This is a genomic window from Microcoleus sp. SVA1B4, assembly GCF_036700545.1.
Lineage (GTDB): Bacteria > Cyanobacteriota > Cyanobacteriia > Cyanobacteriales > Microcoleaceae > Microcoleus.
Map to the genome: position 1 here is coordinate 149,091 of NZ_JAUBPB010000002.1, position 24,309 is coordinate 173,399.

16 protein-coding genes and 1 tRNA gene are annotated in these 24,309 nt (G+C 44.8%); 15 read left to right on the top strand and 2 right to left on the bottom strand.

Annotation, left to right across the window (positions count from 1 at the left end; genetic code table 11):
* Positions 1–261: 261 nt before the first annotated feature.
* The 4 genes from alr to QT987_RS01820 all read left to right on the top strand — a co-directional run bounded on the left by alr (position 262) and on the right by QT987_RS01820 (position 3,980).
* A complete protein-coding gene (alr, locus tag QT987_RS01805; RefSeq protein WP_333236765.1) occupies positions 262–1,464 on the top strand; it encodes an alanine racemase in 1,203 nt (400 codons plus the stop codon).
* A gap of 294 nt (positions 1,465–1,758) precedes the next feature.
* Positions 1,759–2,607 (top strand): mechanosensitive ion channel family protein, encoded by an 849-nt coding sequence (locus tag QT987_RS01810; RefSeq protein WP_333058160.1) that lies wholly within the window; start codon positions 1,759–1,761, stop codon positions 2,605–2,607.
* A gap of 47 nt (positions 2,608–2,654) precedes the next feature.
* Positions 2,655–3,794 carry a patatin-like phospholipase family protein gene (locus tag QT987_RS01815; protein WP_333056420.1) on the top strand — a complete coding sequence of 380 codons (1,140 nt, stop codon included), beginning with the start codon at positions 2,655–2,657 and terminating at the stop codon, positions 3,792–3,794.
* A 97-nt stretch (positions 3,795–3,891) separates the two neighbouring features.
* Positions 3,892–3,980 (top strand) — tRNA-Ser (locus QT987_RS01820).
* Positions 3,981–4,134: 154 nt separating this feature from the next.
* Here QT987_RS01820 and QT987_RS01825 read toward each other — a convergent pair.
* Positions 4,135–5,073, bottom strand: a complete 939-nt coding sequence (locus QT987_RS01825; RefSeq protein ID WP_333236767.1) for a serine hydrolase — start codon at positions 5,071–5,073, stop codon at positions 4,135–4,137.
* 108 nt (positions 5,074–5,181) lie between these two features.
* Between QT987_RS01825 and QT987_RS01830 the strand changes: the two genes are divergently transcribed.
* Both QT987_RS01830 and QT987_RS01835 read left to right on the top strand, forming a co-directional pair.
* A complete protein-coding gene (locus QT987_RS01830) occupies positions 5,182–5,919 on the top strand; it encodes a C40 family peptidase (RefSeq protein ID WP_333236769.1) in 738 nt (245 codons plus the stop codon).
* Positions 5,920–5,978: 59 nt separating this feature from the next.
* Positions 5,979–6,983, top strand: a complete 1,005-nt coding sequence (locus QT987_RS01835) for a glycosyltransferase family 2 protein (protein ID WP_333236771.1) — start codon at positions 5,979–5,981, stop codon at positions 6,981–6,983.
* A 183-nt stretch (positions 6,984–7,166) separates the two neighbouring features.
* Here QT987_RS01835 and QT987_RS01840 read toward each other — a convergent pair whose 3' ends face one another.
* The gene (locus tag QT987_RS01840; RefSeq protein WP_333236773.1) at positions 7,167–8,336 is read right to left on the bottom strand and encodes an IscS subfamily cysteine desulfurase; all 1,170 of its coding nucleotides are present in this window, start codon (positions 8,334–8,336) and stop codon (positions 7,167–7,169) included.
* 96 nt (positions 8,337–8,432) lie between these two features.
* Here QT987_RS01840 and QT987_RS01845 point away from each other — a divergent pair, with 96 nt between their 5' ends.
* From QT987_RS01845 to QT987_RS01885, 9 genes are all read left to right on the top strand, one after another.
* The gene (locus QT987_RS01845) at positions 8,433–9,083 is read left to right on the top strand and encodes a hypothetical protein (protein ID WP_333236775.1); all 651 of its coding nucleotides are present in this window, start codon (positions 8,433–8,435) and stop codon (positions 9,081–9,083) included.
* Positions 9,084–9,316: 233 nt separating this feature from the next.
* Positions 9,317–10,639 (top strand): four-carbon acid sugar kinase family protein, encoded by a 1,323-nt coding sequence (locus QT987_RS01850; RefSeq protein ID WP_333236777.1) that lies wholly within the window; start codon positions 9,317–9,319, stop codon positions 10,637–10,639.
* Between the two features lie 568 nt (positions 10,640–11,207).
* Positions 11,208–12,359, top strand: coding sequence for a circadian clock protein LdpA (ldpA, locus tag QT987_RS01855; protein ID WP_333236779.1), 1,152 nt, complete (start codon positions 11,208–11,210; stop codon positions 12,357–12,359).
* 163 nt (positions 12,360–12,522) lie between these two features.
* On the top strand, positions 12,523–14,289 hold the full coding sequence (locus QT987_RS01860; protein ID WP_333056412.1) for a R3H domain-containing nucleic acid-binding protein: 1,767 nt from the start codon (positions 12,523–12,525) through the stop codon (positions 14,287–14,289).
* 389 nt (positions 14,290–14,678) lie between these two features.
* Positions 14,679–16,355, top strand: a complete 1,677-nt coding sequence (locus QT987_RS01865; RefSeq protein ID WP_333236781.1) for a CheR family methyltransferase — start codon at positions 14,679–14,681, stop codon at positions 16,353–16,355.
* 3 nt (positions 16,356–16,358) lie between these two features.
* Positions 16,359–17,489: a chemotaxis protein CheW gene (locus QT987_RS01870; protein WP_333236783.1), complete on the top strand. Its 1,131-nt coding sequence runs from the start codon at positions 16,359–16,361 to the stop codon at positions 17,487–17,489.
* Positions 17,490–17,935: 446 nt separating this feature from the next.
* Positions 17,936–19,396 (top strand): methyl-accepting chemotaxis protein, encoded by a 1,461-nt coding sequence (locus tag QT987_RS01875; protein WP_333236785.1) that lies wholly within the window; start codon positions 17,936–17,938, stop codon positions 19,394–19,396.
* Positions 19,397–19,719: 323 nt separating this feature from the next.
* On the top strand, positions 19,720–21,603 hold the full coding sequence (locus tag QT987_RS01880; protein WP_333236787.1) for a methyl-accepting chemotaxis protein: 1,884 nt from the start codon (positions 19,720–19,722) through the stop codon (positions 21,601–21,603).
* 119 nt (positions 21,604–21,722) lie between these two features.
* A complete protein-coding gene (locus QT987_RS01885; protein WP_333236849.1) occupies positions 21,723–24,218 on the top strand; it encodes a hybrid sensor histidine kinase/response regulator in 2,496 nt (831 codons plus the stop codon).
* Positions 24,219–24,309 lie beyond the last annotated feature (91 nt).

Below are 24,309 nucleotides of genomic sequence, written 5' to 3' on the forward strand. Positions count from 1 at the left end.
CCGTCCATAGTTTTTACCGGGTATTTTTGGTGCTATGATACACCAGTTAATACCATTTTAGATTTTAGATTTTAGATTTTAGATTTTAGATGGGGAATGACTTATGGAATATGGGTTTGCAGCTTGCCGACCGTTGCATTCTTTTTTCAAACTTGTATAACATTGATTAAAGGAAAAATCTTATAATCAAACTTAGGGTAAAATATCCTAGCAGTTTTGAGAGCAGTTTTTAATGGTGTAAGCAAGTAGGAGCGATCGACAATGTGGAGTGGGGAACAAACAACCGCAGAATCAACGACAAAAGAATCCCGCCAGACGTTGCTGGGGGACGGTTACGGGGGACTATGCCAGCGGGCTTGGGTAGAAATCGATTTAGCAGCTTTAACTCACAATGTAAAACAGCTTAAAAAGCTCTTATCTCCTCACACACAACTGATGGCAGTTGTGAAAGCGGATGCTTACGGGCATGGTGCTGTTGCAGTCAGTCAAACAGCATTGCAAGCAGGTGCTAGTTGGCTGGGAGTGGCGACAATTCCCGAAGGAATAGAATTGCGAGAAGCTGGGATAGAAGCGCCGATTTTGTTGTTGGGGGCAACCCATACAGCCCCACAGGTAAAGGCGATCGCCCATTGGCACTTGCAGCCCACTATTTGTACTGTCAAACAAGCCCTAATTTTTTCGGAAGTTCTCGCTGGTCTTAACCAATCTTTGCCGGTTCACGCTAAGTTAGATACGGGAATGTCTCGCTTGGGTACGCCCTGGCAAGAAGCTACAGAATTTGTGCAATTAGTCAAGCGGTTGCCCAATTTAAAATTAGCCAGTATTTACTCTCACTTGGCGACTGCAGACAGTCCCGACCCCACAGTTATGAGAGAGCAACACCAGCGGTTTCAACAGGCGATCGAGCAAATTAAAATAGCAGGAATTAACCCCCCTCGCCTCCACTTGGCAAACTCTGCTGCCGCCCTCGCTGACCCGGATTTGCACTACGATTTAGTGCGAGTCGGTTTAGCTACCTACGGTCTTTATCCAGCTCCTCACTTGCAGTCGAGATCCAATTTGAAGCCCGCAATGCAGGTAAAAGCTAGAGTAACCCAGGTGAAAACAATTGAAGCAGGAACCGGAGTCAGTTACGGCTATCAATTTATAGCTGAGCGGCAGACACAGATTGCCGTAATTGGTATCGGCTATGCAGATGGTATTCCGCGCAATCTTTCTAATAAAATGCAGGTTTTAGTCAGGGGTCAGTTCGTGCGGCAAGTGGGCGCGGTGACGATGGATCAATTAATGCTGGATGTAACTGATATTCCCGATTTAGAAGTCGGTGAAGTGGTGACTATTTTGGGCAAAGATGGGGAATATCACATTAGTGCTGACGATTGGGCCGCGACTTTAGGAACTATTTCGTGGGAAATTCTCTGCGGTTTTAAACACCGATTGCCCCGCGTAGCGGTACACTATTAACAATAGTCCGGCAGGGGTTTAAACCCCTGCCTCATAGCAAAAGTCGGTTGAAACCGACTCAAGAGTTTGAAGGATAAAATTATCGACAGTCCGGCAGGGGTTTAAACCCCTGCCTCATAGCAAAAGTCGGTTGAAACCGACTCAAGAGTTTGAAGGATAAAATTATCGACTTTAGTCCTCTTCTAGAGGACTTCCGCTATGAGACAGGGGTTTTCAACCCCTGTCGGACTCTCCGACTTATGCAGAAGACTGAGACTGCAATTCTCAATTTCTAATTCCCAATTCCCAATTAACATGACAGTTATTCAGACGTTTTTACCAATAGCCCAAACCTTCTATTCTCAGCTAAATGCAGAAAGAACACAAGCCTTGGAAGTAGCCCAAGAATTCTCGAAAAGATTCGTGGAATTGGGGTTTAAAATTGTACCTCAACTGCTGTGGGCGATCGGCATTTTGTTAATTACGCGATTTGCGATCAACTTTGCGGGCCGCGTGACTCGCCGCGCACTGAGTCGCACCGAAGCCACGCTGCGGAAATTCTTAGTTCAAGCTGCTGAGATTACGATTTTGGTAGTGGGAGTAGTCGCCGCTTTGAGTCAGTTGGGAATTCAAACTACCAGTGTGGTTGCGGTGGTGGGTGCGGCGGGTTTGGCCATTGGTTTGGCGTGGCAAAATACTTTGTCGCACTTTGCTGCTGGGGTAATGTTGATTAGTTTGCGGCCCTTTGAAGTCGGGGATGGGATTGAAGCTGGTGATGTTAAGGGAGTGGTGGACAGCATCGGGATTTTTTCAACAACGGTGGTGACAGACGATCGCATAAAAATTATTGTCCCGAACAATCAGTTGTTTAACGGTACACTGAAAAATACAACGGCAATGGGAACGAGGCGAGTAGACTTGAAGATTGATATTGGCGATCGGCCAATTCGTCCAACTGTAGCTGAGTTATTAGAAATTGCCCACTCTCACCCGCTGGTGTTGGAGAATCCGCCCCCGACTTGTTTGGTGGTCGAGATTACTCCCGATACAACTATTTTATCTCTCCGACCTTGGTGCGCGTCGGTGGCCTACGAACAAGTGCGATCGCAAGTTCAACAATACGTCAAAGAGGCAATGGATGCCGACAAAAATCAAGAACAATAGATATAAATCTAAAATCTAAAACCCAACATTTATCCGAGGTATTTCCCATGAGCAAGTGGTATCCGCAGCAAATTTTGCAAGAACCCGGTGTCAGAATCACCGCAACCGAAAAACAAACAATTCTTAGCAAATTCCCGCCTCCCGACGACAACGGTCAAATCTATGCCGACGGCGTTTTTGAAGGCGGCGGCGTGCGCGGAGTTGCGTTTTTAGGAGCACTCAGGTGCTGTAGCGATTTGGGCATCCAGTGGCGAAAATTGGCAGGAACTTCGGCAGGTGCAATTACGGCAGCAGTATTGGCAACCGACTTGTCAATTGATGATTTAGAGGAAATTTTAGGACAGCTCGATTACAGCATATTTTTAACTCAAAAAAACAGTCCTCTAATTTTAAACGGCGACCCCGCCGACGACTTGCAATCTCCTGCTTGGACTCTACTTTTCTTAACAGTTAGCCGTCAGATGGGAGAATATTCGGCGCAACCGTTCCGGCAGTGGCTGGAAGCAATGCTCGGTCGAGGTAAATTGCACACTTTTGCGGATGTCAAACAAATCGTAAAAGAGCGGGAATTAAAAGTAGTAGTATCCAACCTCAGTCGCGGTGAAATGTTGGTGCTGCCCGACGACTTACACCGACGCGAATCTACCGATTCCGATCCTTTGTATGAGCAGTTGCGACTCAAAAGGGCTGAAGATTTTAGCGTTGCTGAAGCCGTTCGGTTGTCGATGAGTATTCCGCTATTTTTTGAACCGGGAAAACTCGGCGATGACTTAATTGTAGATGGCGGAATTTTGAGCAATTTCCCCCTGTGGATTTATGACAAACAATCCGTCGGTGCGACTCCTGCTATGCCGCGCTGGTTTACCTTTGGGTTTCGATTAGTTGATACTGGAATTGAGACTAAAGTTAAGATTGATACTCCGCTGTCGATGCTGGCGGCGATGTTCCGAACCATGATGAAAGCAAGAGACCGCTATCACCAGCGAGAAATGGATAAGGGCAGGGTGATTAATATTGATGTGACTGACGCTGGGGTGACGACGACGGACTTTAATCTCGATGGCGATCGCAAGGCTCACCTGTACCGCTTGGGGTATTTGTATACTAAGAGGTTCTTTTTGAGTTCCAATTTTAGTTGGGAAAAACACTTGAAGGCTAGGGGCTTTGGGGAAGAGGCTGGAGGTTGAGGTCGCGAAAAGTATACAGAGTAAGGGATTGAGGAATTTTTCAATTAGGGGTTGGCAAGAAGAAGATGTGTGTGCTATAGTTAGTTACTGTCATCTTGGAGAGGTGGCTGAGTGGTCGAAAGCGGCAGATTGCTAATCTGTTAAGGGTGTTAACATCCTTCGAGGGTTCAAATCCCTCCCTCTCCGTTTTAGAGCTTCTAGGAAAAAGTTCCTTTTAATCAAATTTTTGGACGGGCTAGAAGCCCATCCCACAAGAAAATTTTGTGGGATGGGCTTCTAGCCCGTCCCAATTATTTTTGCAGTTCAAGTCTAGTCTAGCCGCAATAATCAACTACTAAATCTAATTAAGAGCTTTCATCGCTTCGACAACTTGCCGCGAGATAAATGGCAAAATCTCTTCATTCTTGCTATTCTCTTTCCCCTCGGTAAATACAACCAACAAATACGGCCGCAAGCCCTCTATTTCAATATAAGCAGCATCGTGACGCACTTGACTTGTCAGTCCGGCTTTTGACCACAATTTTGCTGATTCTGGCAATCCCCCGCCTAAAAAACCTGTAACTTGATTTTCGGGATCTGCCTCTAATTCTGCTGGGTCTAAACTGCGTTTCATTAAACCCATCATTTCTTGCGATGCTTGGGCAGAAACAGCTACGCCGCCGATTATACTGTGCAGCAAACGCGCCGCTGCATTTGTGGTCAGCATATTTCTATTTTCCATTAATTCTCCCAGAAATGCTCGCTCGCGACCGTAGGGGCCGTCACACCAGGTTTTTTGATTGGCGTTAATATTTTGTAATTCCGGCCAATCTAATGATTGAAAGTAACGGTTGACGATGTTTCGCTGCTGTTTCCAAGTTTCAAAGGGGGCGGGTGATAATTCTGGGCCGCTGGTGGTGCCGGTGAGGGCGTCTACTACTAAACTGGTGGCGTCGTTGCTGGAATCAACTATCATATCTCGGACGGCGCGTTCTAATTCTGGCGATGTTTGAATCATGCCTTTTTGCGCCCATTCCCAGATGGCAACGAGGTAGAATAATTTGACGATGCTGGCGGGATAAATTCGTTCGGAAGCTCTAGCGCTAAAACCTCGCGGTTGATATTTCCAAAATTCTTCTGGACTCAGGGCGCCGCCTGTATTGACTCGCACCGGGGGATCGTAGACTATCCAGGTAATGGCTGTACGATCGCGACTTAATCCTGTAAATTCTGACAATGCGGAGTCTATAATGCTACTGCCGAGGTTTTCTAATTGTTCGTCTTTGTGGAAAAATGTCATGGTTAATGGCTGACGGTTAACGGTTAACGGCTAGCAGCTAATGGCAATCTATCGTTAAATGCGAACAATAAATGCGAACAATTAACAGCACACAATGAGCAATTAGCAATGGCCAATTATCAATTATCTGATGTTGTGGAGTACCGAACCCGATCGCACATAAATATTTACGATTCCCCAAAGTGCGATCGATTGGCAACTCAAGCAGCCTTGGGGCGGCATTTGCGAGTAGTTGACCCCCCCCAGCCCCCCCTTATCAAGGGGGGGAGAAATGCCATAGACTCGGTTGTTGAGGGGGATACAACGGCTGTGATGGTGCGACTGTGCGAAGATGATTATCCGGGATGGCTGGATCTTCGAGATGTTGAGTTGCTCGATGTGGCAGAAACAGTGTATAATCCTCTGGTGGTTTCTGAGGCAGAAATCAAGGAAAAATTACCAATTGTAATTACTTTCGCTCGCGAGGCTATGCACCAATCCAATTATTATCTTTGGGGCGGTACAGTCGGGCCAAATTATGATTGTTCCGGCTTGATGCAAGCTGCTTTTGTGGCTGCGGGCATCTGGTTGCCGAGGGATGCTTATCAGCAGGAAGCTTTTACTAAACCGATTAGTATCAGTGCTTTAGAACCGGGGGATTTAGTATTTTTTGGTAAGCCAGAAAAAGCCACTCATGTAGGATTATATCTCGGAGAGAATCGCTACATCCACAGTTCGGGAAAAGCACAAGGTCGCAACGGTATCGGTATCGATGTTTTGTCGGAGGAGGGCGATCGAGTCAGTCAAGCTTATTACCAGCAATTGCGGGGATATGGTAAAGTTGTGGCAAGTTATCAACCTAGTTAGTTGTTGACGGTTGACTGTTGACGGTTGACGGTTGACTGTTAATATTATCGAATAAAAAAATGGACGCTGCATTATTTTTGGAAAAATTGGCTGCACAGCAGGCTGGCGCGGAGGTTGTTCTCGACGTTTCAGTGGTGGTGCCGGTGTATAATGAGGTGGAAAGTTTGCCTCATTTGATTGAGGCGATCGCCTCTTCTATCCAACCATCTGGACTCAGCTATCAAATTATTTGTGTAGATGACGGTTCTAAGGACGGTTCGGGTGCACTTCTCCAGCAGTTAGCCAGCACTCGCGATGACCTTTGTGCTGTAATTTTGCGCCGCAATTACGGGCAAACTGCTGCCATGTCGGCAGGTTTCGATCGCGCTCGCGGTCGTGCTATTGTTACCCTAGACGGCGATTTGCAAAATGACCCGGCTGATATTCCGCTATTGTTGGAAAAGTTAGATGAAGGCTACGATTTAGTCAGTGGCTGGCGCAAAAATAGGCAAGACAATACTATTAGCCGGTTGATTCCTTCTAAAATTGCTAACTGGTTAATTGGTCGCGTTACAGGCGTAACTTTGCACGACTACGGCTGTTCTTTGAAAGCTTATAAATGCGAGTTGGTAGCAGACTTGAATCTCTACGGGGAATTGCACCGCTTTTTGCCAGCGTTGGCGTTTATTGAAGGGGCGAGAATTGCAGAACTGCCAGTGCGACACCACGCCCGCCGTTTCGGTCAAAGTAAGTACGGAATTTGGCGGACTTTTCGGGTGTTGATGGATTTGTTAACTATTTCTTTTATGAAAAAGTTCCTGACTCGACCGATGCACGTTTTTGGACTTTTGGGACTGGGTTCTATGACGTTGGGAACGGTTTTAGGGATTTATTTGACTTTCCTGAAATTTGGCCTCGGTCAAAGTATTGGCAATCGTCCTTTGCTGATTTTGGCTGTGGTTTTGCTGTTAACTGGCGTGCAGTTATTTTGTTTTGGTTTGCTGGCGGAAGTGATGATGCGGACTTATCATGAATCCCAGGGAAAACCGATTTATCGGGTACGTGAGGTGTTTGGTTCTAAGTAAACGATTAATACCAATTATACTCGGCGATTGAAATCGCTACTACACAAACAAAGTCCGCCTTCGCGGACTGAAGAAATAGGAAAGTTTTAATACCACATCCGGGTTTAAAACCCCCTTTATCTCTTAGTCCGCGGAGGCGGACTTCGTTTGTGTAGACGCGGTTTCAACCGCCGAATAATCTTTCTAACTCATGACTTTTTGTGCTTGTCGGAGAGATTGAATAGTTGCGATCGCGTGTTGGGAAACTGCATCTATTTCTGCTTCGGTATTGAACCGACCAATACCAAACCGAATTGAAGCATAAGCTAATTTGTCCGATCGCCCGATCGCTGCTAAAACATGAGATGGCGATATTTTCGCCGAAGTGCAAGCAGATCCAGAAGAAACTGCCGCCGCCGATTGCAAACCCAACATCAACGCTTGACCGTCAACGCCACCTACACTAATATTGAGATTCCCCGGTAATCTCTTCGTAGCGTGACCGTTGAGAACAACATCGCCCAATTCACTCAAATTTTCCCACAAACGCTGCCGCAAATTAACCACTCGTTCTGTTTCCGACGGCATTTCCGCAATTGCCAATTCTACTGCTTTAGCAAACCCAACTATTTGCGGTGGGTAGAGAGTTCCCGATCGCATTCCCCGTTCGTGGCCTCCTCCGTGCATTTGCGGCGCTAGCTGCACTCTCGGTTTGTTGCGGCGCACGTAGAGAGCACCGATGCCTTTTGGCCCGTAGATTTTGTGGGCTGTCAAGGACATTAGATCGATATTCATCTCCTCTACATCCAGGGGAATTTTGCCGATCGCCTGTGCCGCATCTGTGTGAAAAAGAATATCATTTCCCCGACAAATTGCAGCAATTTCTGCGATCGGCTGAATGACGCCAATCTCATTATTTGCCGTCATCACTGAAACCAAAATTGTCTCTGCCCGAATCGCTTTGATCAAATCGCCTATATCAATCAGCCCGTCGCTTTTCACTGGTAAAACAGTAATGTCAAACCCCAATTTTTGCAAATAGGTACAGGGGTCGAGAATTGCATTGTGTTCGGTTTTTACTGTGATAATGTGCTTTCCTTTGCTGAAATAAGCTTCGGCGATGCCTTTGATCGCTAAGTTATTTGCTTCGGTTGCACCGCTGGTAAAAACAATTTCTTCGGGGGAAGCATTGATCGCTTCTGCTATGATTTGTCGTGACTGTTTAACCGCTGCTTCTGCTTCCCAGCCGTAGACATGGTTGATACTGGCTGCGTTGCCGAATTGTTCGGTGAAATACGGCAGCATCGCCTCTAGTACCCGTTGGTCTACGGGGGTTGTGGCGTGGTTGTCGAGGTATATAGGACGTGCGGACATAGTGCAGTTTTGGTTGAAAAAAGTGTTAGGTTTATTGTAGACGAGCCCCTTGTTCTACTACAAAAATTTATAATTAAGAAATATTTGTGAAGATTTATGCGATCTGACATTCAGGGATTAGAAATTACTGTCGGTGAACTCAAGCACCTCACCGGCGCGGGGCCCGATCGCGTATACCGGCCGCCGACAGCGACTAAGTTTGCCCGCGAAGCTTTAAAAACAGTGGGTTTAATTGTTTTGGTTCTAATCAGTTGTTGGCTGCTAGTTGCGATATTTCCTAGAGCTTATTTGTTGTGGTTCGCCCTCCACTTCGCTGCGATCGTCGGTTTAATCTTTGAGGATGCGTGGAAAATTCAGTGCAGCCTCCAAAACCAACATTTAATCAATCTTTTTGATGATGTGGATCGCTATAATGGTATAATCAAAGCGATCGAAATTAACGATAGGATAGAAGATGCCGGCAATGGGGCAGTCAAAATCGGCGATCGAGCAAAAGTAATTCAAGCCTTGCAGCTCATCAGAGAGGATTTAGTTCGAGCTTTGAAAACCGAGAGGATTCTCAGGGAAAACAAAAAATTTGTAGCTACTAACTCCGAATTGTTTGCCAATAATTTGAAAAGTTTGAATTCCCTGCAAATTAGCGATCGAGCCAGCGAACAAGGACGATTGCTCAACGAAGCTTTGCAGGTAGCCGTGGGAGTTCAAGCAGAAATGAAAAAGTTGCAAGATCGAAACGCGGCTAATTAAAAAAATGGCAAAAGTTAGTAGCGTACACGGCGGAGGGCGCCTCTTACCCAGTAGCAATATGCAGCTTAATGAACCGCAACAGGCAGGATGCCTGTTCCACTCGAACTCAAAGGCATTTTTAAAATTATGAATGAGGAGAATTGTTAAAAAAATATCATAATTATTGTAAATTTTTTCCTGTTACGTAACAGGTAAGGATATCTTGGAAAGGTGACGTTAACAACCAGGTCAGTATGTCTTCTGCCAAACCCAAGATTATAGTTCTCGACGACGATCCCACTGGTTCTCAAACCGTGCACAGTTGCTTGCTGCTGACACGTTGGGACGAAGACACCCTGCGTTTGGGGCTGCGGGACAAGTGCCCGATTTTCTTCATACTGACAAATACTCGATCGCTAACTCCCGAAAAAGCAGCCTCCGTCACCCGCGAAGTGTGCCAAAATTTAAAAAAGGCGATCGCCACCGAAAAAATCGAAGACTTCCTAATAGTTAGCCGTTCCGATTCTACCCTGCGCGGTCACTATCCCATCGAAACCGACGCGATCGCCGAAGAACTCGGCCCCTTCGACGCCCATTTTCTAATTCCCGCCTTTTTTGAAGGAGGCCGAATTACCCGCCACAGCGTGCACTACCTAATAGTTAACAGTGTCCCGACACCAGTACACGAAACCGAATTTGCCAAAGATTCAGTCTTCGGGTACAGTCACAGTTACCTGCCAGACTATGTAGAAGAAAAAACAAAAGGTCGCATCCCCGCTGATGCAGTCGATCGCATTTTACTCGGAGACATTCGCTACGGAAGTTTAGATCGACTGATGGACATGACAGACAACCAATGTGCAGTTGTTGACGGCCAAAGCCAAGGTGATTTAGACAAATTTGCCACACACATTCTCAATGCAGTCAGTCAAGGCAAAAAGTTTTTATTCCGCAGCGCCGCGAGTATTTTAACATCCTTAGCTGACCTCGGCCCACAGCCAGTAGCAGCCGACGAAATGGCAAAATACGTCAGGGGCGGCAAACCCGGTGCCGTAATAGTTGGTTCCCACGTTAAGAAAACTACTGAACAATTGGAGCGCTTGTTAAAAGAACCCAATATAGTTAGCATTGAAATAGATGTCTCTCACTTGTTAGAAGATTCACCCGAGTATCGCACCCAAATGCTCGATGAAATTCTCGAACAAGTCCGCACTTCTCATGCCGATGGCAAAACGCCTGTAATTTATACCAGCCGCAAGGAACTCGAATTTGAAAATACCGAAGTCCGGTTAAAATTTGGAGAGGCGGTTTCTGCTTTATTGATGGATATCGTGCGGGGACTGCCTGCGGATATCGGGTTTTTGATTAGCAAGGGCGGCATTACTTCTAATGATGTTTTGAGTACAGGTTTGTCGCTGAAAAGTGTCAGGCAAATCGGTCAAATTATCGCAGGTTGTTCGGTGGTGAAAACCGAGGCTAATCATCCTCTGTTTCCCAATTTACCAGTTGTTTTGTTTCCGGGAAATGTGGGGGATAGCCATGCTTTGGCTACGGTTTACAAGCGGCTGAGCAAGTAGTAGAGCTCGTTGAATCTGAGATGTTGCACAATTCTCAATTACTTGTTTAGGAACAGGCTTTTCGGCCTGTTCCACAAGAAAATTCACTCTTTGTGGAACAGGCATCTTGCCTGTTCTTGAGAATGGTGCAAGATGTGAGTTGAATCGCCGATTAACCCAGATGAATGTAGCTTCTACTCAGGGAGGAGAATGTTCATCTGCGTTTCGTCGCTGGGTTTCCATGCTCGATCGAACTTTATGGCAATGACCACTGCACGGCCACTTCCACAAAAAATCTCTAGTCTACTTTTTCCTTGCCAAATCCACCCAAATATGATATCATAGAAAGTCTGTCTGTAAGTCAACGTGTCACTCAAGCCGATCGCCCCATCTCCAAATCCCCCCTCAGCAGTCGCTCTCAAAAAAATCAAATTTAGGAAAAAAAATTAAGGCAGAACTCTACATATAGAGCCAACAGCGCAACAGCTACTGCTATCAGTAGCGTTTCCAGCTTGTACCCGCCTAAATTTTAAAATTAAGTAGAAATTTCCACATAGTAATTTTCAGCTCAAAGGATTAGCATATAAGGGTGACAGAACATTATCATCCCCTAAACTCATTAAAAGATGGCCATTGGTTCAAGCTGATCTGTGGGGCGAGCTTTCAGCACCTACCGGCTGTACGGAATCTCACCTTGGCTTACACCCTAGCAGGCGCTGACTGTATCGATGTCGCGGCAGATCCCGCCGCCGTCGCCGCAGCGAAAGAAGCCCTACAAGTGGCCAGCGACTTACAGGCAAGAACTCAAAACCGCAGGTTTGGCGGCAAAGGGTTGCCGTTGCTGATGGTGAGTTTAAACGATGGGGAAGACCCGCATTTTCGCAAAGCCGAATTCAACCCAGCCGATTGTCCGGCGGACTGCTGGCGGCCGTGCGAAAAAATATGTCCAGCCGAAGCAATAGTTTTTCAGAGTGCTGGCAGTGGTTTTTCCGGGGTGATAGACCAGCAATGCTATGGCTGCGGTCGCTGTCTGCCGATTTGTCCGAGCCAACTGATTTATACTCGTTCTTACGTGTCTGCTTCCGCCGCGATCGCACCTTTAATCTTGCAATCCGGTGCCGACGCCCTAGAAATCCACACGCAAGTAGGCAGAGAGGCAGATTTTGCGCGACTTTGGTCGAGCATAGCTCCTTGGGTCGCTCAACTCAAGGTAATAGCAATTAGTTGCCCCGATGGAGACGGTTTGATTGATTATTTGCGGACACTCTATCAAATAATTTCCCCCCTTCCTTGTCCGCTAATTTGGCAAACCGACGGTAGGCCAATGAGCGGAGATATCGGAACAGGAACTACTAGAGCCGCGGTCAAACTCGGTCAAAAAGTTTTGGCTGCCCAGTTGCCGGGATACGTGCAACTTGCAGGCGGCACTAATGCTCACACTGTCAGCAAATTGAGAGCCGAGGGACTGATGAAGGATGCCGGGAAAAATTTGTCAGTTCCCCCTGTCCCATACATTGCAGGTGTAGCTTACGGCAGCTATGCCAGGGTTTTGCTATCGCCAATTTTAGAACAATTAGAAACAATGCAGAGCGATCGAGCCTATGCCGTTCCGGTGGCAGTCGCGCGGCCAGGAGCCGGAGTTCAAACATCTCGGCTACCTCAGCTCGAAGCCGTCCCAGAACTTCTCTCAGAGGCCGTGAGTTTAGCTAGTTCTCTAGTTTCCCCGCTCAAAGAATTTTAGTCAGTAGTCAGTAGTCATTAGTCATTAGTCATTAGTCATTAGTTAGTGGTTAGTAGTTAATTCCAAGAACAAATAACAACTGACAACTGACAACTGGCAACTGACAACTGACAACTGGCAACTGACTAAAAAGTTGAAAAAGTCACCGAACACATCGAGGCGAATGCAGATTACAGACGACCTCAACAAATTATTAGACATCGTGCCAGATGAGATCCGGCAGCCCTTAGAGCAGCACCCGCAGCGCAACAATCTCATTGAGATTGTCATGGATTTGGGCCGCCAACCTGAAGCTCGTTTTCCATCCTTGGCCGAACCTCTTTCCCAAACGCCGATTACCAAGGCACACCTCAACTATTGCATCGAGCGAGTCGGCCACTTCGGCGGCGACAACCGAGCCGGTATCGAGCAAACCCTGCACCGAATTAGCGCCCTACGCAACCGCAGCGGCGAGATTATCGGCTTGACTTTGAGGGTGGGCCGCGCTGTGTTCGGGACGATCGGCATTATCCGCGATTTGGTGGAAACCGGTCAGTCAATTTTGATGCTAGGCCGCCCTGGGGTTGGCAAAACCACGGCCCTGCGGGAAATTGCCCGCGTGCTCGCCGATGACTTGGAAAAACGGGTGGTAATTATCGACACCTCCAACGAAATTGCCGGAGATGGAGATATCCCGCACCCGGCGATCGGCAGAGCTCGCAGAATGCAAGTTTCCCGCCCCGAACTCCAGCACCAAGTCATGATCGAAGCAGTGGAAAACCATATGCCGCAAGTGATCGTGATTGACGAAATCGGCACGGAGCTCGAAGCTTTGGCGGCTCGGACGATCGCCGAAAGGGGCGTGCAGTTGGTAGGTACCGCCCACGGGAACCGGATCGAAAACTTGATGAAAAACCCGACTCTGGCAGATTTAATTGGGGGCATCCAAGCGGTGACGCTGGGAGATGACGAAGCAAGACGGCGCGGTTCTCAAAAGACGGTTTTGGAGCGCAAAGCACCGCCCACTTTTGAAATTGCCATCGAAATGCTGGAACGCCAGCGCTGGGTAATCCACGAGCGAGTTGCAGATTCGATCGACACTCTGCTGCGGGGACGCGAACCGAGCCAGCAAATCAGAAGCGTCAGCGAGACAGGAGAAGTAATTATCGAGCGCGAGTCAGCCGCTCCCCCCGCGCGGTTTCCGGGGATGGCCGCTTCCAGCAGCACGGCTGCGGTATCAGCAATCCGGCCCGTCACACCGCTCTCTGGCTGGCGGAGTGCTGGCAAAATGGTGCCGATGCCCGCTCCAGGCGAGAACTTGGCTCCTAAAAGCGCGCCGGTTTCTGAGACTCGGTATTTCGAGCAACTGCTCGAAGAATCCCTGTCCGTCGAGCCGGTACCTAAGCCCGGACGTTTTTCCCAGAATGTCGGCCCTAACGGCGAAGATTTGCCCCTCCACGTTTATCCTTACGGCATACCTCGTCACCAGCTCGAACAGGTGATTTCGACGCTGAACCTGCCGGTGCTGCTGACGAAGGATATTGAGAGTGCTGACGTGGTTTTGGCTTTGCGATCGAACGTTCGGAACCAGTCGAAATTGAGGCACTTGGCCAAAACTCGCCAAGTTCCCCTGCACACAATTAAGGCCGCCACTATTCCCCACGTAGCGAGAGCTTTGCGGCGCCTGTTGGACATGGATGACCCAGGTACCCCGGAAGTGGCAGACCTCGCCTTATTTGCCCGCAGCGGTTCTTCTGACGAGCTCGAAGCTCTCGAAGAAACGCGCTTAGCAGTCGAGCAAATTGTCATTCCCAAGGGACAGCCGGTGGAACTCCTGCCCCGTTCTCCCAACGTCCGCAAAATGCAGCACGAACTTGTGGAACACTATCACCTGAAATCCCACAGTTTTGGGGAAGAACCTAATCGCCGCCTGCGGATATATCCAGCTTAAAGTGGGAGATTAGTGCCTTTGAAGGCAGAAGGTGGAAGGCAGAAGGGATAATTTTTTCCTGGGTTCTGTCTTTGACCTTTTGCCTTTTTCCTTTAAGTATCTGGCAAGTTTCTGATATGATATGGTGTGACACTGTTCTTGTTCAGGCGATCGGCTAAATTCCAGATTTCTAATTCCAAATTCCCCAATTTCCAATTATCAATACTTCTACTACACGAGCTTACAAGTTACCCAATTCCCAATAGTTCAGCTACGCACTTCCCTTCGGCTCCCTGCGGCTTTGCGAACCGACGAGCCGCAGGCTAGCAGCTATGCTCAGCCCAAACTCAGCAGCAGCTCAGTAAAAGTTGCCACTACCCAAATTATTAAATTAATCTACCTCAGTGGACATGAATGATTCCATAATTCAGCTATTTATCAACTTAATTACTACTGAGATGGGTGTGCGAATTAGGTCTCAAGATAGAGCTGGTTTGTCTCATAAAATCATGAGTAGGATGAGAGAAAAAAAAATTGCAGACCCAGAAAAGTATTATAAACTTTTAACCGCCAAAACTTTTGAAAGTAAAAATGAATGGGCGAAATTAGTATTGCTATTAACAACAACTGAAAGTTATTTTATGCGAGATAAAGGACAGTTCGCTCTGTTGAAAAGAGTAATTTTTCCTGAATTGATAGAGCAGAAAAGAAACTTGCACAAGACCTTGGGAATGCAGCCGACACTGCGAATATGGAGTGCGGGCTGCTCCACCGGTGAAGAACCTTATTCTTTAGCTATTGTTTTAAAAGAATTGATTCCCGATTGGGAGCAATGGAAAATATTAATTTTAGGTACAGATATCAATGAAAAAGTAATCAAAAAAGCGCCCCAGGGAGTTTACAGTCATTGGTCGTTTCGCTTGGTTGACCCGCAGATACAAAAGCAGTATTTTCATCAGAGGCAAAATGATTGGGAAATTAATCTAGAATTGCGCGAAAGTGTCAACTTTAGTTGTGTAAATTTAATCACAGATGACTTTCCTAATATTTACCAAAATCTTTATAACATAGACTTAATTTTATGCAGAAACGTTTTTGTGTATTTTGAACATAAGTATATTTCACTGGTACTGAAAAAATTTTCCAATACCCTGAAACCTGGAGGATATTTAATGACCGGTCATGCTGAAGTTTACGGTCAAATTATGAACGAGTTTGAAGCCAAGATTTTCCCTGAGTCGGTGGTGTATCAGCGTCGGAATGCAGTACCGGAGGAAGGCTGTCAAATAGAGTCTAGGGTTGCGACTGTAGGAGAAGCCAACTCGGCATTTCGGGAATTCCCGAAAGCAGATATTATGGACGATGATAGTGGTGAGTTGCTAACAGGGGAAACTATGCCACCTAGTTTTACTACTAACAGCAATTTTTCAGAGATAGAGATGCCTCCGGTATTAAAAATAAGTAATCCGCTGGGGAATATGCTGCCCTATCGCTATCTGGAGGACGGCTTGCCGAACAATGCCGTGTCAGTTACAGAAAAAACAATAGCAGAAAATACTCAAAATCAAACGCATCAAATGCTAATTTTAGAGGCTAAAAAGTTATTTAAAAATCAAGATTATGCTGAGGCAATCAACAAGGCACAAGAGGCAATAGAGTTGCAGGGCCCTAATTTTGATGCTTATTTTTTAATCGCTCAAGTTCAGGCAAATGCCGGCAATTATTCTCAGGCAATAGATTACTGCAATAGAGCGAGAAAAGTAGAGCCTGGATCAGTATATACTGATTATTTACAAGCTCAAATTGCTGAAGAACAGGGGCAATTAGAAACAGCAAAAAATTTATTAAAGAGGACTATTTATATGTGTCCATCTTTTGTTTCAGCTTATATAGAACTAGGGAATATATACCATAAAGAAGGTCAAGTAAAAAGAGCTCTTAAAATGTACAATTCATCTTGTGAAATCCTGAAAGCACTACCGCCAAACACTTCCATAGATTCCCAGGGTAAAATGACAGCTAGTCAAGTGCTGATGAATGTTAAAAAAAAATTGTTAAAATTATACAGTAAAGAAACTGTACACTAAAATATGGAAACTAAACCGTATCTTATCTTTGAACAGAACGGTTTTCTCTGCGGTATAGAAGCCTGCTACGTTCGGGAAATTTTCTTTCTGCCGGAGTTGACAGCAATTGCAGAAGCACCTCAAGATATTGTTGGGGCGATCGACCTTCGGGGCGAAATTCTGCCCGTGATGGATCTGAATCTTCGTTTTGGATACGTTTGGCAGGATTATGCTGTGACAGATAGTACGATCGTCATAGAGTGGCAAGAATCGAAAATCGGTATAATTGTCAATCAAGTTCGCGAAGTTAAGCAACTCTCAGAAGAGGCCATCACTCCGCAGCTATCTTATGGGCGAGAGAATTCAGAAGCCTCTCATTATTTTGTAGCTGGACTAGCCCGCAGCGAAGCCGATATTATCATGCTGCTGAATCTCGATCAATTAATTCGATATTCTCCCGAAAAGTCAGAGGAAAGCTGGCCTGTTTCTCCAAGCCATGCAGGTAGTGAAGCAGCAGCAGGTGAGGCAGAGACGGAAAATTTTCACGGGCTAATAAGTGCAAAAATGTTAGGAAAAAATCCTAAAAATTTGAGCAACCGTCACGTTTTTTGCCCGCAGGCTACCCCGGAAGAAAAAGCAATTTTTCAATCGCGCGCTAATCATTTGAGGCGGCGAGGCGAGGGGGAAAATGATGCAGCCACTAATATGTCCCTGGCGGTGTTTGTTTTGAATAGCGAATACTTTGGTCTTCCTTTGGATCTAGTGCGCGAATTTACGGATATTAGCCAAATAACTCCGGTTCCTTGCACTCCCGATCGCATAGTGGGAAATATAAATTTACGGGGAGAAATTGTGACTTTAATTGATATTCGCAGTGTTTTAAATATGTCTTTAAATATGTCGGAGACTGCAAATTATCTCTCTAAGGCGATCGTTGTTGAAGTGACAGATTTGGTCGCTGGTATAGTTGTTGACGAAATATTAGATATTATATACTTAAATGTGTCGGAAATTGCGGCTGTTCCGGCAGCCCTGCATTCTGCCAACCGCGAATATCTACGGGGGACAGCTATTTACGGGGAAAAAATGATGGCTATTCTGAACTTGCAAAAACTGCTGACAAAAGGAGGAGTAGTTGTTGATGAAGAGGTTTGAATCCAGAACAGGACTTACGCAAAGTATATCTGTCATGAGTGCAGTGAAGCATCTAGCTGGATACTTCATTTCCTTCGCAATCCCGATCCAATGCAGAGATTAGGACTGGTAACGAGCGGGACTTAGCATGAGAGAATTATCTTGAAATGCGTCCAGCACTAAAGAAGTTAGTTATACCAAAATACGCTTGGGTTAAGCTCGATCACCCCGGCGCCAAGGGCGGGCACGGGGAGTAGGGGTCGCACCGCCCCTACAAAGGGGGAGTAGGGGGTGGACAAGAACTTACTCAAAGTCCTCGCAACGATGCGGGGGATGCTGCAAGGAATCTCTGAGGAATAAATAGTTTTAACCAAAGCGTATTCAGTTATACCAAATCTGCTTTTCAAGCCAGATTTGACGAAGCAATCTAATTCGTATATTCACGTGCTTAAATTAAGGAGAAAAATATGTTTTCTAAGTTAATAAAATTAAATATTAGAAATAGGATGCTGCTGGCATATGTAGCACCAGCAACTATATACTTGGGTTTTCCCGTCCTAGTTTATACAACTACTAATCAGGTTTTGAATAATTTTGCAGAAGTAGAAAGGATCGAAAATGTGATCAGACACACAAGTGATATGTCAGCAGGTGCTGAACAAATGGTACGGGGGATGCGCGGGTATTTAATTAATAAAAATCCGCAGTTTTTAAATGATTTTCAAACAGGTGCAGAATTAGCTCGCCAGTCGGGCAATAGTGCGGAGTTGAGGATGGAAAATCCTGAACAGAAAATTCGTTTAGAGAAGATGCTACAACTCTGCAACGAATATTATGAGGGTACTAATGAAATAGTTGCTTTATTACAAAAAAATAATAGAACTGCTGCCTTGGCTCTCTTTAACACCGGAAAACACACACAATTTGTGGATGAATTTGTGGAATTAAATAAGCAATTTCGCGAAGTAGAAGTAAAAGCGATTAAGCAAGCTACAGAAAAAACGAAGCAATCTTTAGTTTTTTTGATATCGGCATTGGTATTTGGTTCCGTGTTTTTATTGGTGTTAGGTGCGGTTATAGCTTGGCTGATTTCGTCAGGAATTGCCCAAACTATCGATCGCGCAATTAGCTCGATCGCCGCTTCTTCCACTGAGATTGCAGCCACCGTGGAAGAACAGGAACGGATGGCAAGTCAGCAAGCAGCTTCAGTAAATGAAACTACTACTACAATGGACGAATTGGGAGCATCTTCCAGGGCGACATCACAGCAGATAGAAACAGCCGTGGTTCAAGCAATGCAAGCTTTGAATTTAGCTGGAGGTGGCACAAAAGCTGTAGAACAAACTTTAGAAGCAATGGCCACTCTAAAAACTAAAGTTCAGGATATCCAAGGACAAATTATAGAGTTGAGCGAACAAACAGATCACATTGGTAATATCTCAACTGTAGTTAGCGATTTGGCAAATCAAACTAATATGTTAGCACTCAATGCTGCTGTGGAAGCCGTGCGGGCGGGAGAACATGGCAAGGGGTTTGGCGTGGTGGCGTCAGAAATTCGCAAACTTGCCGATCGCAGTAAAAAGTCAGGAACACAAATTAATCTCTTAGTTGCTGATATTCAAAAGGCAATTAACTCAACAGTAATGGTGACAGACGAAGGAACTAAAACAGTGGAATCGGGCGTGAATATTGCCTCAGAAACCGCTGCGGCATTTGCAGGAGTTGCCAATGCCATTAACAATGTGGTTTTGAGCTCTCAGCAAATTTCGCTGAATGCCAAACAGCAATCGATCGCGATCGAACAGGTAGTGCAAGCTATGAACTCCCTCAATCAAGCGGCAGCCCAAACCGCTTGCGGTATCAGTCAAACTAAAGTCGGCACTCAAAAATTGAATGAAGCAGCCTTAGATTTGAAGGCAGTTTTGTAGGAGAACGATGAATTATGAGTAGTTCCCCAAAAAGGCAAAATATATCCTTAAGAATTAAAGCAATTACTTGGGCGATCGATTTCCCTACCATTCCAGCCATATTAACCGGAGTAATAACTTGTTTATGGGCAAATGCAAATAAAAACCTAATATCAAATCAGCAGTGTAGTGAGTTGTGAGTTATTATTAGGGGGTTGTTATTTTTTCTTTACTACCACTTCCCAATTCCCAATACTTCGGCTACCAGATCCTACAGTTTTCCAATTCCCTATACTTAGACTATGCGAGCGTACAAGTTACCAGTAACCGATTCCCAGTAACCAATGATTAACAAATTTTTCCAAAAAATGCAGCACCGACTGTTGCTACTCCTAATTTTAAGTACCTTGATTCCAGTATCTATTGTTGGTTGGTATGGAATTTATTCTTCAACAGAAGCACTGCAAAAGTTAGCATTGATAACCCTTAGTGACAGTGTTAATTCTACCGCCAATCAAATGATTAACAAGTTTGAAAATCTGAGAGCAGATATTTTATTTCTCCGCAAAACTCCCCCTGTTCAGGGAATGATTAGAGCCAGGGCAGGAAATGGAGTAGACAAACAAACTAATTCAACTTATAAAGATTGGGTTTATCGAATGCAGCTCACATTCTTATCCATGATGGAAGCTAAGCCATATTATCTGCAATTGCGTTACATAGATAACAGCGGTAAGGAGATCGTGCGCGTAGATTCTGACGGCACAAATCTCCAAGTTATTCCAGATTCTCAACTACAAAATAAAGCAGACACAGATTACTTTTCGGCAACTATGAAGCTAAAACAAGGAGAAGTCTATGTGTCTTCCTTAAATCTGAATCAGGAAATGGGGAAAATAGAAATTCCTTACAAGCCAACAATTCGCTACGCAACTCCAATTTTTGATCCTAAAGGAGAAAGACAAGGCTTTATCATTACTAATGCTCTGGGTAACACTCTGCTCGATATGGTTAAAAAGTTCAATCCTGAACTATCAGACAAATCTTTTATCTTAAACCAAGATGGGTATTATCTGGCTCATCCCAATCCTAAAAAAGCCTGGGGACTTGAACTCAAAACTAAGGAAAATGTCAAAAATGATTATTCAGGAGACCTTGTTGCTAAAATACTCTCAGGTGGTCAGGGAAATATTGAAAATCGGGAGCTAGTGATTAGCTATAATACAGTTTTCCCCAGCAAACAAAATACCAATAATTTTTTAGTAATTGTGGATACTTCACCCAAAAAATTGTTATTTTATTCCATCGATTCTCTTCAAAAAATAGCAGCGACAATAGCTATTGTTTCCCTGGCTGTGGTGCTGGGATTTGGATGGTTTTTTCTGCAACAAATTGTTGCTCTCATTCGGGGGCTGATTTACCAAATCTCGTCATTTTCAATGCAAATAGAATCTAATATGAACAGGCAAGAACAAATAGCAGATAGGCAATTTGTTTCGGTTAACCAAACAACTATAACTCTCGAAAATTTGGGCCGCTCTTCTCAGCAAACAGCCGAGCAAGCTGAGTCTGTTGCCGTTGCTGCTCGCCAAGCTTTAAATCTAGCAGAAGAAGGTACTACAAAGGTAGATCAAACTCTCAATCAAATGCTGAATCTTAGAGAAGCTGTGGTGGCAATTTCTAAGCAAAATCATCGACTAGACGACAGCACGAGTCAGATTGGCAATATATCGACTCTCGCAAGTTTGGTTAGCGATTTAGCCAGCCAAACTAATATGCTGGCTCTCAACGCTGCTGTTGAAGCAGTCAGAGCCGGTGAGTACGGTAAAGGTTTTGCGGTGGTAGCAAGCGAAATTCGTAAGTTAGCAGATGAAAGCCAACAAGCAGCACAAAAGATTAATGGTATTATTCCAGAAATTAAGGGCGCGATCGACTCAACGGTGAAAGCAACTGAAGATAGTCGCAAAACGGTTGCAGAAGGGGTGAAAACAGCACAAGATACGGCAGAAGCTTTTACGGGTGTGAGGGAAGCTTGCAATCTGGTGTTTGCTAGCAACCAGCAAATTTCTTTTAATATTAAACAGCAGGCGATCGCGATTCAGCAAGTAGGTGATGCGATGAGTTCTATGAAGGAATCAGCGTCTCAAACAGTAAGCGGCATTACTCAAGTTAAAATCGGTACTCAACAACTGACAGAAGCTGCATTTAATCTTAAAGAAGTAGTGTAGTCATTAGTCATTAGTCATTAGTCATTAGTCCTTAGCAATCGACTGAGTATTCAACATAATTATCATTACCCATTACCCATGAGCAATGCTCAATTACTTATTACTAAAAAACATATATGATGATTGAAGATCAAGAACTTCGAGATGTATTTAAAGTTGCTAGTCAAGAACACTTACAAAAACTAGACGACGGATTGCTGTACTTAGAACAACATCCAAGCGACTTAGCTAAGTTAGAACAATTGTTGCGCGAAACCCATTCTCTTAAAGGTGATGCTGGGATGCTAGGCGTAAAAAATGTAGCATCTTTAGCTCATCAAATGGAGCATATTTTGGGTTCTGTCAAGCGGGGAGAAACTCAACTCAATTCCGATATTAGCGATCGACTTTCGCAAGGTTTAGACGCCATCCGCAAACTCGTTAACGAAGCCGTTACCGGCGAAGATTCCGGCGTTAATACTTTTTACATCCTCGCTAGCATGATGGGTGCTTCTAATCAGCCACAGCCACAGGCTGCCACCTCAATAGTAGAGCCATCATCTTCACAAGTACCAGAAAAACCGTTGGTAGAACCGCAATTTACTGAGCCTGCTACCCAAGAAGTAGAAACAAATGTTGAAACTTCTGAAGCCGTTAACTTAGAGAAAAATTCCTCTTTTTTACCCCTACAATCCCAGCCAGAATTTCCACTGCAAGCTCAAAACTTGCCTGCACCTTCTGAACCCGCCCCTGCGTCGGCGCCGCCTTCGGCAGTTACTGCATCATCAACCTCATCTTATCGCATTGAAACCATTCGCGTTGCTACTCAAAATTTAGACGATTTAATGACTCAAGCAGGGGAACTTACTGTCACAAAAACTCGACTAGGACACCGAGTTGCAGAGCTCGAACAAATTACAACTTTGTGGGAAGAGTGGAGCCGAGAATATTTTGTAACGAGCTTGACTCTTGATCGGATGCAAATAGATGAAAACGGTATTAAAGCCAACGGTAAATTTAGCCAATTGCAGGATTACTATCAACGTACAGAAGAACGTTTAGAACGTCTCGGAACTTTAGTCAACTGCTTGAGAAATCGAGTTTATGAAGATACTGCCAGACTCGAATTAATCGCTGAGGCATTAGAATCAGGAATTCGCACTCTGAGACTGTTGCCTTTGTCTACTATTTTTAATTTATTTCCTCGAACTGTTCGAGATTTAGCAAAACGGGAAGGTAAAGAAGTTGCATTAGTGATTGAAGGAGGCGAAACTACAGCAGACAAACGCATTTTAGAAGAAATGAAAGACCCTTTAATGCACATGATTAGAAATGCGATCGACCACGGTATTGAAACTGTTGAGGAGCGGGAAAAACTAGGTAAACCTCCCGTGGCTACTCTCCGAATTAAAGGCTATAATATTGCTAGCAATATTATTATTGAAGTTGCTGATGATGGCCGGGGACTAAATCTAGAGAGCATTAAACAAACGGCTGTAAAACGTAATCTTTGTACGCTTGAACAACTGGCAGAAATGACCGAAAATCAAGTACAATCTTTAATTTTTACTCCGGGTTTTTCGACCAAAAAATTTGTTACCGAAGTATCGGGGCGCGGGGTGGGTTTAGATGTAGTTCGCACTAATGTTGAAGCCCTTAAAGGTAGTATTAAAGTAGAGTCTTTACCGGGAAAAGGATGCACTTTGAGGCTGCAAATCAGCACGTCTTTAGCTACAGCAAATGTATTAATTGTCATAGTTGAAGACATTCCTTATGCTCTGCCAGTCGAGTTTGTAGACACGGCACAACAGGTGTCTCAGTCTGAGATATTTGCTATAGAAGGTAAGGAAACTATACTTTCAAAGGGTCAGCCTTTGTCAGTTGCTCATCTGACAGATTTACTAGAATTAAATAATAAAAAACTGTGGCAAAAAAATCGGTATTTGAGACAGGAAACCGGGAGAGAAAATCTGAAGGAGAATAAAAACTACTTCCGAAATTCAAGTTCTTCAAAAATGCCTTGTATTGTTTTAAAAGTTGGGGAGGAAAGATTGGGATTATTTGTAGATGCTTTGATAGACGAACAGGATGTGGTGATGAAACCTCAAAGTCAATTGCTGAAACGGGTGCGAAATGTTTCGGGTGCCACAATTCTCGCTACTGGGGAAGTTTGTATGGTACTCAATCCCCACGATTTGATAAAATCTGTACGCCAGCAAGTTTCGTCTCGTGGGGTTGGGAGTGCGCGATCGCAACTTGAGACTGCCAGCCGAAAACAAGTTATACTATTAGCAGAAGATTCGATCGCCACGCGCACTCAAGAAAAGCGCATACTGGAAGCTGCAGGTTACGAAGTTGTGACTGCGGTAGACGGATTGGATGCTTTCCATAAATTGAAAACTCGCGATTTTGATGCTGTGATTTCTGACATACAAATGCCAAATTTAGACGGTTTGGCCCTGACTATTAAGATTCGCGAGCAAAAAGAATACAGTGAGTTGCCGATAATTTTAGTGACATCTTTGGCATCGGATGAAGATAAAAAAAGAGGTGCTGATGCGGGTGCCAATGCTTATATTCCTAAAGGTACTTTCAATCAAGATGTGTTGGTAGAGACACTAAAAAGGTTAGTTTAGTCATTAGCTATTTGTTGTTAGCTATTTGTTATTAGCTATTTGTTATTTACTACCAATTAGCAAGGCCCAATGCCCTGTGTCTAGTGAAAAA